This window comes from Rhizobium sp. 268, assembly GCF_036571585.1.
Lineage (GTDB): Bacteria > Pseudomonadota > Alphaproteobacteria > Rhizobiales > Rhizobiaceae > Rhizobium > Rhizobium redzepovicii.
Window position 1 is genome coordinate 334,539 of record NZ_JAPPSO010000004.1, and the last position, 13,355, is coordinate 347,893.

A 13,355-nucleotide genomic window follows, 5' to 3' on the forward strand; every position below is an offset into this window, starting at 1 on the left:
CCCCAATTCCCGCAATAGCTGTAACATTGCCGCCCTCATCGCGGGAGATGATCCGTCTTTCAACCACAGACTTTTATTGATTCACTCCGGAAACCGCATTGCAGACTCTTTGCCGACATTCCGCGCCGAACATTATTCGCCAATCCGAACGATTCATTCGTTTCCCTTTTGTACTCTTTCCCTCTTCCCTTTCGCGCTGACTCTCTCCATATTCCCGCCATGGCCAAATCTCCGAAGAAATCCCCCGCCCCGAATGGCTTCGAGGAAGCCCCGCAGTCGTCCTTCGAGGGCGCTCCCGTGTCCGGCTCCGTGGCCGACTGGGTCAAGCAGCTGGAGGCTGATGCCGAAGCGTCGGGCGTCGAGACCCAGCGCCAGATCGCCTCAAAGGCCGGCAAGCACCGCAAGAAGGTGGAAATCGCGGCTTCGAAATCGGCGCGTGGCACTTCGATGGGCGGCTCGACCGACCCGAAGACGCGCGCGGCCGCAGGCCTCAACCCCGTAGCGGGCATGAATACGACGCTGGAGGAAGCCTCGTCGCTGCAGGCCGGCACCGCCGTCACTGCCACCGTCGAGGCGCTGTCGGCGCTGATCGAGAGCGGCAACCCGCTGCATAAGAACGGCAAGATCTGGACGCCGCACCGCCCGGCCCGGCCGGACAAGTCGGAAGGCGGCATCCGCATCCTGATGAAGTCGGATTACGAGCCGGCCGGCGATCAACCCACAGCTATCCGCGATCTCGTCGAAGGGCTGGAGAATGGCGACCGCAGCCAGGTGCTGCTCGGCGTCACCGGCTCCGGCAAGACCTTCACCATGGCCAAGGTGATCGAGGCGACGCAGCGCCCGGCCGTCATCCTGGCGCCGAACAAGACGCTGGCCGCCCAGCTCTATTCGGAATTCAAGAATTTCTTCCCCGACAACGCGGTGGAATATTTCGTTTCCTACTACGATTATTACCAGCCGGAAGCCTATGTGCCGCGCTCCGACACCTATATCGAGAAGGAAAGTTCGATCAACGAGCAGATCGACCGCATGCGCCACTCGGCGACGCGCTCGCTGCTCGAACGCGACGATTGCATTATCGTCGCCTCGGTCTCCTGCATCTACGGTATCGGCTCGGTCGAGACCTATACCGCGATGACCTTCCAGATGTCGGTCGGTGACCGGCTGGACCAGCGCCAGCTGCTGGCCGACCTCGTCGCCCAGCAATATAAGCGCCGCGACATGGATTTCACCCGCGGCAGCTTCCGGGTGCGCGGCGACACGATCGAACTCTTCCCCGCCCACCTTGAAGATGCCGCCTGGCGCATCTCGATGTTCGGCGACGAGATCGACGCCATCACCGAGTTCGATCCGCTCACCGGCCAGAAGGTCGGCGATCTGAAATCGGTGAAGATCTACGCCAATTCGCACTATGTCACGCCGCGCCCGACGCTGAATGGCGCCATCAAGTCGATCAAGGAGGAGCTCAGGCTTCGCCTTGCCGAGCTTGAGAAGGCCGGCCGCCTGCTGGAAGCCCAGCGCCTGGAGCAGCGCACGCGCTACGATATCGAAATGCTCGAAGCCACCGGCTCCTGCCAGGGCATTGAGAACTATTCTCGTTATCTCACCGGCCGCGACCCCGGCGATCCGCCGCCGACGCTGTTCGAATATATCCCCGACAACGCCCTCGTCTTCATCGACGAAAGCCATGTCACCGTGCCGCAGATCGGCGGCATGTACCGCGGCGACTTCCGGCGTAAGGCGACGCTGGCCGAATACGGCTTCCGCCTGCCCTCCTGCATGGACAACCGGCCGCTGCGCTTCGAGGAATGGGACGCCATGCGCCCCGACACCATCGCCGTTTCGGCCACCCCCGGCAGCTGGGAGATGGAACAGTCCGGCGGCGTCTTCGCCGAACAGGTGATCCGGCCTACGGGCCTGATCGACCCGCCGGTCGAGGTCCGCTCAGCCCGCACCCAGGTCGACGACGTGCTCGGCGAGATCCGCGAAACCGCCGCCAAGGGCTATCGCACGCTGTGCACCGTGCTGACTAAGCGCATGGCCGAAGACCTCACAGAATATCTGCATGAGCAGGGCGTGCGCGTCCGCTACATGCACTCCGACATCGACACGTTGGAGCGCATAGAGATCCTCCGCGACCTCCGCCTCGGCGCCTTCGACGTGCTCGTCGGCATCAACTTGCTGCGCGAGGGCCTCGACATTCCCGAATGCGGCTTCGTTGCCATCCTCGACGCCGACAAGGAAGGTTTCCTGCGATCCGAGACATCGCTGATCCAGACGATCGGCCGCGCCGCGCGTAACGTCGACGGCAAGGTCATCCTCTATGCCGACCAGGTCACCGGCTCGATGAAGCGCGCGATGGAAGAAACCGGCCGCCGCCGCGAAAAGCAGATGATCTATAACCAGGAGCATGGCATCACCCCGGAATCGGTGAAAGCCAGGATCTCCGACATCCTCGACTCTGTCTACGAACGCGACCACGTCCGCGCCGATATCTCAGGCGTTTCAGGTAAGGGCTTCGCCGATGGCGGCAACCTCGTCGGCAACAACCTACAGGCCCATCTCAACGCGCTCGAAAAGAGCATGCGCGACGCCGCCGCCGATCTCGACTTCGAAAAAGCCGCCCGCCTCCGCGACGAAATCAAACGCCTCAAGGCCGCCGAACTGGCCGTGATGGACGATCCGATGGCCCGAGAGGAATCCAAGGCAATGGAAGGTAAAGCTCGCGACAAATACCCTTCTCCCCAGCGGGGAGAAGGTGCCGGCAGGGCGGATGAGGGGGCCACCCCCTCCTACTTCGCTAAGCCTTCAATCGACGACATGGGCCCAGGCACCGACACTGCCACGCCCCTCTTCCGCAAACCCGCCCTCAATGACATGGGCCGCGACATCGCCGAACCCGCCAAGAAGAGCCTGTTCCGCAAAAACGACCTCGACGAAATGACGGTCGGCCGCACGGAGAAGCCGGTCACCGGACAGCTGCCGGAAAAGCCCGATGCCGCCAAGGGTTCGAAGCGGTTTTCACCACTGCTGGAGGGCCAGCCGGAGCGCGACGATGGCCTGCGGCCCGTAGTACGCGCCCCGGTGGGCGCCGGCAGCTACGAGGATCCGGGCGAACAAAAGCGTAAGGGCCGGACGAAGGGGAAGACTGGGCGGCCGGGGCGGTGAGCGAACGGGACGCCGGGTGAGGGAGCCCACTCCGCAAAATAACCAATGCCGCGGCGAACATACTTCCCCCTCATCCAGACCCGACCCTCCCCGTCCCCGCTACCAGCGCAAAATAAATCCGCTCTACCCGACAGGCTGCACTCCTGGCGCTCGCCTCGAACCCCGCCGCCGGCCAGCCGCGCCGAGGGCTGCCGTCGGCCGCAATCAGCCAGTACCAGCGCTCGTCCGACCCCGTCAGGTCGATCTTGAAGATCCGCCCCATGCAGGCATCGCCGTAGAAACCGATGAAATCGTCGCCGGGCTTTTCCTTCCAGGAGTGGCGCCACCTCCCCCGCGGCGTCTCGCCGCTGACGACCATCTCCCAGCTCTTCCAGCCGTTATAGTCCGATTGCGCCGTCAGGGAGCCATCATAGGGTTTCGCCTCGATCTGCAGGCAGCCTTCGAGAAACTCTGCGACCGAGTTGCAAACGGTGTTCCATGCCTCGTCACTGTGCCAGGTCAGTTTGTAGGCGAACTCATCAGAGACATTCTTCAAGGCAGCGGCGACGGTGGAGGCCACACCTTCCCGGCTCGCCGGTTCGCCGCGCAGCCTGATAAGGAGATAGGTGCAGAGAAAATCTGCCGTATCCCGCGCGATCGGTTTGATGACATGAAGGTTTCGGCGCTTGCCGACCTCATAGCCGCCGAAATCCCGGATGCGGCGCTGAGGCTGTTTGCGAAGGGCATTATTGAGGAACGATCTGAGAAGCGTTCCGATATCGTCTTGCATGCGTTTCCTCTCCTCGTGAGGATGTCTCTGCCGCATGGTTTCGTGAATGGCTCCGCCCGAGCCGTAAAATCAGAGCAATTCCGGGCGCAAAACGCCGCACGCTTTTGCCCGGATTGCTTTAGATCAGCGTCGGTTCCGGATCGTCCTCGACCTCTTCGATGATCTCCGGCCTATCGTTCTTCGGAGAGCCGACATCCCGGCCGATCTTCCACATCGTCATCAGTTCGGAGGGGAAGGATTTCAGGAGATCGTTCGGGTCCGGTTCGGGCGACAGCCATCTCTCGTAATCGGCGCGATGCAGAATGACGGGCATGCGGTCATGAATCTCAGACATCATCTCGTTCGGCTCACAGGTGACGACGGCAAAGTTGCGGATGGACACGCCCCTCTCATCCGTCCACGTCTCCCAGATGCCGGCGAGCGCAAAAGGCGAGCCGTCGGTCATGGCGATGGCATAGGGCTGTTTGTTCTTGCCGGTCCCGTGAATGTCCTTCCATTCGAAGAAGCCATTGATGGGAATGAGGCAGCGACGCGATCGGTATGCCGAGCGGAACATGCCGTTGCCGCTGATCGTCTCGCATCGAACATTGACTGGCGGCGGCCTGCCGCCGGGTTTCGCCCAGGAAGGCATCAGACCCCAGCGCGCGGTCACGAATATAGGCCCCGACGTATCGGGTTCGCGCACGATATCCCTGATGATAATAGGATAATCTTGCGACGGCGCCCCATTCCAGCGGGGAAAGCGGTTTCCCAGCCCGTCGATATCCCCGCCCTTCACTGCAAAGGCGAAATTGCCGATCAATTCTTCAAGCGAAGTTTTTACGAAGATGCGTCCGCACATTGTGCTTCCTGTCGATCGAATATTAGATGTTCTGATTATGTTCTCAGCGGTGACGTCGTCAACGAAGCGTCAGTTGTGGCCGTTCAGGAATGCCCCTTCGCGGCCAGGATGACACAGAAATGAAGGATGAGAAGTAGGCGCCCTCTCGTCGAGGCTGAGAGGAGGCCTGCCCCATCAATCGGTCTATTGCGAAGCAAGGCGAATTGGCGGAAAAAACACGTCAGGCAAGCGGCGTGACAAACGAATCGGAAACCACCCATGCCCGAACTCCGCATCGACCCCTTCCCCTCGCCCGCCGAACTCAACGCCCTCTGGTCGGCAGCCTGGAACACGCCTGAAGCACCGGATTTCTCCCGCATCCTCCCCCGCAGCCTCACCCATATCGGCGCCTATCACGACGACACACTCGTCGGCTTCGTCAACGTCGCCTGGGATGGCGGCATCCATGCCTTCATTCTCGACACCTCAGTGCATTCCGACCTGCGCCGGCAGGGGATTGCGACTCGGCTGGTCAGGGAAGCGACGAGAGTTGCGCGGGAGCGCGGCGCTGAGTGGCTGCATGTCGATTTCGAACCGCACCTGACCGACTTCTACCGAGCCTGTGACTTCCAGCCCACCGCGGCGGGCCTCATCAAGCTCGCATGAGAACTAGGCCGCCCTCAAACGGCAGGCGCCAACCCCACCATCAGCCGGGACAGCGACGCCGATGGTCGGGCGCCGGCGCGCAATGCCAAAGCGCGCCAAACGAATACAGTTTTTCACGCTTATACCGCGAGCTTATGTCCGCTTAGGATGGGTATAAATTAAAAGACTAAAATACGACTTTTGGTTTGCAAATTCAAAGTCCTTTCCCAGTATTTCTGCCTTACTTTTTCGTTAAAAGACCAAGAAAAAATCACAATTTTTCATTGAAAACTTCATTAATGGTTGGCATAGATCCCCGTGGGGTTGTCGTCCGGTGAGCCGATGAACAGTTCTTTCGGGGATTTCTCATTTTTCAGAGTAAAACGCATCTTTTGGGGAAGATTAAAATATGGCCTTGAACATTCTGGATACAAACGGCGCCACAATTACCAACACCGGTGCCGAGTTCGAAGCCTACGACGTTATCCGCTACTCTGAAGCCAATCCTTCCGTACCTGTCTCCCTCACCGTCTCCGACTCCTCCGCCGCGAATCTGGCTGACGAGCTGGGCTCGGTATCGGCGGACGTGATCGGCTCGAGCGGCGACAATACGATCACGACCGGTGCCGGCAACGACATCCTCTCAGGCGGCGACGGCGCAGACATACTGAGCGGTTGCGCCGGCGACGACACGATCTACGGCAATGCCGGCAACGACAAATTGGTCGGCGGTGATGGCAACGACCGGATCACTGATGGTGGTTTTGGCTTTGTGCTCGGACCTGATGGCAGCCTCCAGCCAGAAATTGTCGATATTGACGGCGGCGACGGCGACGATTTGATAACCATTGAGAGATTTGCTCCACTGATATCGGGAACGATCGATGGCGGTGCCGAGATCGATACGTTGCGTGCCTCGGCGCTCCGCGATCTAAAGATCAAGAACGTCGAAGTGCTTGAACTCGCCGATTTCCAGGTGAGCGGTTCGAGCGCGCAGTTCGAAAGCTTCGACAAAATCGCCAGATCAACCGATCCGTTCTTCAGTTTTGACCCCTCACTTGTGGTGACGGATAGCGCCCACCTCGATCTTTCGGACGAACTCGGAGATCTCGGAACTCTCGTCCACGGCTTCTCCGGAATCGACGTCAAAACCGGCGACGGCAACGATGAGTTTGCGGGCAGCGACGTCAACGATATTTTCGACGGCAGCGGCGGTAGCGACCTCATCAATGGCAACGACGGCGATGATAAACTGACCGGCGGCGCCGGCAACGACACCATTAGTGGCGGCGCGGGCATCGACACGGCTGCATTCACAGGCAATTTCGCCGATTACTCCTTCGCGGTCGACAATGGCAGCCGCGTCGTGACGAGCGTGCTGGAAGGCGCGGATAGACTGACAGACGTCGAATTCGCGCGCTTTGCCGATGGCGTTTACGACTTCGCGACTGAAACCTTCAAGGTCAACAGCATCGAGCCTAGCACCCCGCTGAATATTCTGGACACGAATGGCGCGACGATTACCAAAACCGGCGCTGAGTTTGAAGCCTACGACGTCATCCGCGACTCCGAAATCAATCCTCTCGTCCCGGTCAACCTGGTCATCTCGGATTCCGGCACCGTAGACCTTTCCGACGAACTGGGCTCTGGCTCCGCCAACGTGATCGGCACAAGCGGCAACGATGTGATCACGACAGGCGCAGGCAACGACAATATTGCAGGCGGCGACGGCGCAGACACGCTGAATGGCGGCGCAGGATACGACAGCCTCAATGGCGGCGTTGGCAATGACACGCTGAATGGCGGTGACGGCAATGATTACATCTCCGGCGACGTCGGGAACGACGTTATCAGAGGCGGTGCAGGCAACGATACGATCGACGATGGCGAGCTTTTCGGCCTGAGCCCGGAAGTCATTGACATCAATGCGGGCGACGGCAACGATTCCATAAGCTTAGGAACATTGGCTCCGCTGAATTCCGGAACGATTGATGGCGGCAATGGGATCGATACGCTGCAAGCCGCTTCGCTCCGGGGCCTGACGATCAAAAACATCGAAGTCCTTGAGACGGCAGGATGGTCGGTCGCCGGATCGAGCGCACAGTTCGATAGCTTCGATAAAATCGTCTGGTCGACCGATCCGTTTGGCGATTTTCGCGCCGCGGTGACACTGACGGACAGCGCCCACCTCGATCTGGCCGACGAGTTGGGAGATCTCGGAGCGTTCGTCGACGGCGATGCCTTCGGCATTGACGTCAAGACCGGCGGCGGTGACGATGAGTTTACCGGGACCGACGGCAACGACATTTTCGACGGCAGCGGCGGCAACGATACCCTCAATGGCAATGCCGGCGATGACAAATTGACCGGCGGCGCAGGCAACGACACCATCGATGGCGGTGCGGGCACCGACACGGCACTGTTCGCAGGCAATTTCGCCGATTATTCATTTGCGTTGAACAATGGCGATCACCTCCTGACCAGTACCGCGGAAGGTATGGATACGCTGACAGGCGTTGAATTCGCCCGCTTTGCCGATGGCCTCTACGACTTCGGCACGGAAACTTTCACAATCAGCGATACCCCACCGAATGTGCCGTTAAATGTCCTCAATGCGAATGGCACCATTGTTACCATGACCGGCGCTGAGTTCGAAGCATACGACGTCATCCGTGACTCAGCAGACAATCCTCTCTCGCCGGTCATTCTGTTCGTCTCAGATTCCGGGACGGTGGACCTTTCCGACGAATTGGGCGCGGTCTCTGCCAATGTGGTAGGCTGGAGCGGCGACAATGTGATTACGACAGGCGCAGGCAACGATAAGCTTGAAGGCGGCGATGGCGCAGACACGCTGAACGGTGGCGCCGGGCACGATCGGATCCTTGGCAGCGATGGCAATGATACTCTGAATGGCGGTGACGGCAATGATATGCTCTGGGGCGCCGCCGGAAACGACGTCATCAGAGGCGGCGCGGGCAACGATTTCATCTCCGATGGCGAGTTTTTTGGTCTTATCCCTGAAATCGTCGATATTGATGCGGGCGACGGCGACGATTTTATAACCGTGTCGGCACCCGCTCCGGTGGCTTCAGGAACAATCGATGGCGGTGCCGGGATTGACACTCTCGAAGCCTCGTCGCTGAGCGGCCTGACGATCAAGAACATCGAAGTCCTTGCAACGGGATGGGAGGTTGATGGTTCGAGCGCGCAGTTCGAAAGCTTTGACAAGATCGTCTGGTCGACCGATCAACCCGACAATCGTCCCTCATTGGTATTAACAGACACCGCCCACCTCGATCTTTCCGACGAGCTGGCGGATCGCGGGGCTTTCATTACCGGCTCTGCCTCCGGCATCGACGTCAAGGCCGGCGGTGGCGCCGACGAGTTTGTCGGCACCGGCAGCAACGACATTTTCGACGGCAGTGGCGGCAACGACCTTTTCAATGGCCGGACCGGCGACGACAAATTGATCGGCGGTGCTGGCATCGACACCGCGGTCTTCTCAGGCAATTTCGCCAATTACTCCCTGGCTTTGAACAATGGCGATCACATCCTGACGAGCGCCGAGGAAGGAACAGATACGCTGACAGGCATCGAATTCGCGCGTTTTTCCGATGGCGTCTACGATTTCGCCACGGAAACATTCAAACTCAACAATACGGCACCCAGCAATATCCAGCTCTCGAAAACCTCTCTCTCGGAGGACACGCCGATCTGGACCACGGTTGGTCTGCTCAGCGCCAAGGACGCCGACGGCGACAAACTCACCTACAAACTGCTCGACGGCGCCGACGATCACTTCCGCCTCAATGGCAATCGCATCGTCACCTCCAAGGCCTTCGACTACGAGACGGACAAGTCGCACACGATCAAGGTCGCCGTCTCCGACGGCAAGGTCACGATCGAAAAGGACATCACGATCAACGTCCTCGACGTCAACGAGGCGCCGGTCAACCAGGCGCCGATCAAGTTGTCTTTCTCGCGCAGCTCGATCTCCGAGAACGTCGCCATCGGCACATCGGTCGGTCTTCTCTCAGCCGTCGATCCGGAGGGCGGTACGGTGAAGTGGCGGCTGACCGATGATGCGGACGGCATCTTCAAGCTGGTCGGCAACAAGATCCAGACAAAGGCTGCCATCGACTACGAAAGCAGCCACAGCCTGACCTTCACCGCCGAGGCCTATGACGCGGCTGGAAATGCTACCAGCCACGACTTCACGATCGCCGTGAAGGACGTCTTCGAGCCATCGTTTTCGAGCCTGCTGCACTAAGCGCTGATCTAGCCTCAACATGATCGCTCCCAGATTCAGGGATGCGTCCCAACCTCTTTTTTGAAAGTTTGAATATGGCCTTGAACATTCTGGACACCAACGGCTCACCAATCACCAAAACCGGCGCTGAGTTCGAAGCGTACGATGTTATCCGCTACTCCGCCGCTAATCCTCTCGCTACGGTCACACTGCAAGTTTCAGCCTCCGGTACGGCAGACCTGGCCGACGAGCTAGGCTCGGTTTCGGCAAATGTGACGGGCTCAGGTAGTGCCAATGTGATCACAACAGGCGGAGGCAACGACACTATTTGGGGTGGGGCCGGCGCAGACACGCTGAATGGTGGAGGCGGAAACGATTCGATCAACGGCGGCACTGGCAACGACACGCTCAATGGCGGCGAAGGCAATGACGTACTCACCGGCGACGTCGGCAATGATGTCATCCGCGGTGGCGCAGGCGACGACACGATTTACGATGGTGACTATTTCTCAAGCGCCGCTGAAGTCTTCAACATCGATGCGGGCACTGGCAACGACATCGTGAACCTATCAAACGATGTCAGCCTCAAAATATCCGGAACAGTCGACGGCGGCGCCGGCACCGACAGGCTGCAAGCTAGTGCTCTGACAGGCCTGACAATCAAGAACTTCGAAATCCTCGAGGCAGGGCCATTTGGCATTGTCGCATCGACCGCGCAGCTCGAAAGCTTCGACAAGATCGTCGCACAAAATGGCAGTTTTGACATCAACTTGAGCATAATGGACGGTGCCCATGTCGATCTCTCTGACGAACTGACAAGTGGCCAAGTATATATCTATGGCAGGGTCTCCGGTATCGATGTCACGACCGGCAGCAGCCAGGATCACTTCTTAGGGACTGGCGGCAATGATATTTTCGACGCCCGCGGCGGCGACGACCTCATCAATGGCAACGACGGAAATGACCTGCTGACCGGCGGCGAAGGCAACGACACGATCTATGGCGGCGCCGGAAATGATATCATCAGGGGCGGAACAGGCAACGACACGATCTTTGATGGTGACTCTGTCGGCATTTCTCCGGAAGTCCTCGACATCAATGCGGGCGACGGCAACGATACCATAAGCGTGGAGACATATGCTCAGGCGCTCTCTGGAACAATCGATGGTGGCGCTGGCCTTGACAAGTTGCTAGGCGGACAGTTCACCGGCCTGACGATCAAGAACGTCGAAATTCTTGATACGGCAGGTCATGGAGCCGTTGGTTCGGCCGCGCAGTTCGAGAGCTTCGATAAGATCATCAGCTCGGATCCGGACTCTCCCGTTTTCTTGAGATTGACAGACGGCGCACATGTCGATCTTTCCGAAGAACTGGCAAACTATGGGGTCGACATTAGCGGCGCCGCCTTTGGTATCGACGCCAAGACCGGCGGCGGCGGCGACCTGTTGACTGGGACTGATGGCAACGACATTTTGGACAGCGGCGCAGGCAATGACAAGCTCTTCGGTGGCGCCGGAAGTGATGTCCTCAGGGGTGGAGCGGGCGACGACAAGATCACCGACGGCGATAATATTTCCACCGCCCCTGAAGCCTTCGACATTGACGCCGGCGACGGCAATGATGCCATCAACTTGCAGTCACACTCTTCCGCGCTTTCCGGAACGATTGATGGCGGCGCCGGCACGGATACGCTCCGCGTTATCGAGCCGACCTTGGATCCCGGCATGGAATTCATCGGACTTGCCGGCCTGACGATCAAACACGTCGAAATTCTCGAAACGGCGGGCGCCGAGGTTCTCGCTTCGGCCGCCCAGTTCGAAAGCTTCGACAAGATCGTCAAATACGACAAGCCGGGTTACGAGGACGATGTGCTTGCACTGACGCTGACGGACAGCGCCCATGCCGATCTTTCCGACGAGCTGGCAAACCGCCATGTCGACATCTTCGGCACCGCCTTCGGCATCGACGTCAAGACCGGCGGCGGAGACGACTATTTCTTCGGGACCGATGGCAACGATCGGTTCGAAGGCGGCGCCGGCAATGACGCACTGTTTGGCGGCGCCGGCATCGACACGGCGGTCTTCTCCGGCAATTTCGCCAATTATACCTTCGCGATGAACAACGGCGATCACGTCCTGACCAGCGCCAAGGAAGGGACCGATACGCTGCGTGACATCGAAATCGCTCGTTTTGCCGATGGTGTCTACGATTTCACCAAGGGCACCTTCACAGCTGACCACAATACCGCGCCGACCAACATCCAGTTGTCGAAAACCTCCCTGCTGGAAAGCACCCCTGTCTGGACGACGCTCGGCCTGCTGAGCGCCAAGGACGCCGACGGCGACAAACTCACTTACAAGCTCATCGATGGCGCCGACGATCACTTCCGCCTCAACGGCAACCGGATCGTCACCTCCAAGACCTTCGACTACGAGACGGCGACGTCGCACACGATCAAGGTCGCCGTCTCCGACGGCAAAGTCACGGTCGAGAAGGACATCACGATCAACGTGCTTGATGTCAACGAAGCGCCGGCCAACCAGGCGCCGATCAAGCTCTCCTTCTCGCGCAGCTCAATCTCCGAAAACGTCGCGATCGGCACATCGGTCGGTCTTCTCTCGGCCGTCGACCCGGAAGGCGGGGCAGTGAAGTGGCGGCTGACCGACGACGCGGACGGCATCTTCAAGCTCGTCGGCAACAAGATCCAGACCAAGGCCGCGATCGACTTTGAAAGCAACCACAGCCTGACCTTCACCGCCGAAGCCTATGACGCGGCTGGAAATACCACCAGCCACGATTTCACGATCATCGTAAAGGACGTCTTCGAACCGTCGTTTACGAGCCAGTCGCATGAGGCATTGATCTAACCGCGATACGATCGCCGGTGGACGCAGAGATGCGCAACCGGCGATCTCGACAAAAAGGCCGGACTCCCCGCCTGGCTGCCCAAACGGCCGAACTTTCCTGGTGCCCGCGAAATTCGTAGGAAACCGCGAGGGCGGCGACCGCTTCCCGGACAGCCCTTTTCCAAAATGCACCTCCACCTTGATACCCGTTTCGGTTATGATTTCTCGTCATCCGAGGAGAGCCCGCATGCGCCTGCCCACATTCATCCTGGCCCTGGCCGTCTCAGCGCTCGCAGCCTTGCCCGCATCGGCCGAGACGTACAAGACACCGAAGGCGCTGCTCAAGGCTCTCTACAGTTACAACACCGACAACAGCGATGCCGAGGCGCCCTCGCCTTATTCGATCTTCTTTTCCGACCATCTGAACGAACTCCTGCAGGCCGACCTCGACAACACGCCCGAGGGCGACGTCGGCGCAATCGACTTCGATCCCGTCATCGCGGGCCAGGACGGCACGGCGAGCGACGTCAGGATCGGCCAACCAATCGTGCTGGATGATAAGGCCGAGGTGGAGGTGCAGTTCGAAAACGGCCAAGAGGTGACACTCTTCTACACGCTGGTGCGGCAACACGGAGGCTGGAAGGTCGACGACATCGCCAATCAGAAGGCGGATAATCCGTGGAGCCTGAGCGCGTTGCTGGGTGATACACAATAAGGGGCGGCCTTGGGCACACTCGCATGGATGAAGCAACAATTGCGCTAACTTGGGTAGAAAGCCGCAGGTGCAGAGGATAGCCCTCATCGTGAGGAGGCCCGAAGGGCCGTCTCGAACCACGAGGGCAGGCGAGGAAATCTCCC

At 59.4% G+C, this 13,355-nt stretch carries 7 protein-coding genes; 5 read left to right on the plus strand and 2 right to left on the minus strand.

Features of this window, described 5'->3' with window-relative positions:
- The first annotated feature begins 219 nt into the window (after positions 1-219).
- Positions 220-3,168 (plus strand): excinuclease ABC subunit UvrB, encoded by a 2,949-nt coding sequence (gene uvrB / locus OS035_RS10360; protein WP_331813656.1) that lies wholly within the window; start codon positions 220-222, stop codon positions 3,166-3,168.
- 70 nt (positions 3,169-3,238) lie between these two features.
- Here uvrB and OS035_RS10365 read toward each other — a convergent pair whose 3' ends face one another.
- Positions 3,239-3,937 carry a hypothetical protein gene (locus tag OS035_RS10365; RefSeq protein WP_183855152.1) on the minus strand — a complete coding sequence of 233 codons (699 nt, stop codon included), beginning with the start codon at positions 3,935-3,937 and terminating at the stop codon, positions 3,239-3,241.
- A 118-nt stretch (positions 3,938-4,055) separates the two neighbouring features.
- Positions 4,056-4,778: an SOS response-associated peptidase gene (locus tag OS035_RS10370; protein ID WP_097625872.1), complete on the minus strand. Its 723-nt coding sequence runs from the start codon at positions 4,776-4,778 to the stop codon at positions 4,056-4,058.
- A 258-nt stretch (positions 4,779-5,036) separates the two neighbouring features.
- Here OS035_RS10370 and OS035_RS10375 point away from each other — a divergent pair, with 258 nt between their 5' ends.
- From OS035_RS10375 to OS035_RS10395, 4 genes are all read left to right on the plus strand, one after another.
- A complete protein-coding gene (locus tag OS035_RS10375; RefSeq protein ID WP_310804962.1) occupies positions 5,037-5,423 on the plus strand; it encodes a GNAT family N-acetyltransferase in 387 nt (128 codons plus the stop codon).
- A gap of 388 nt (positions 5,424-5,811) precedes the next feature.
- Entirely contained in the window at positions 5,812-9,672 is a 3,861-nt protein-coding gene (locus OS035_RS10385; protein ID WP_442967679.1) for a metal-binding protein, read from the plus strand.
- A 74-nt stretch (positions 9,673-9,746) separates the two neighbouring features.
- Entirely contained in the window at positions 9,747-12,518 is a 2,772-nt protein-coding gene (locus OS035_RS10390; protein WP_331813657.1) for a metal-binding protein, read from the plus strand.
- A 226-nt stretch (positions 12,519-12,744) separates the two neighbouring features.
- A complete protein-coding gene (locus OS035_RS10395; protein ID WP_183855158.1) occupies positions 12,745-13,212 on the plus strand; it encodes a DUF3828 domain-containing protein in 468 nt (155 codons plus the stop codon).
- Positions 13,213-13,355 lie beyond the last annotated feature (143 nt).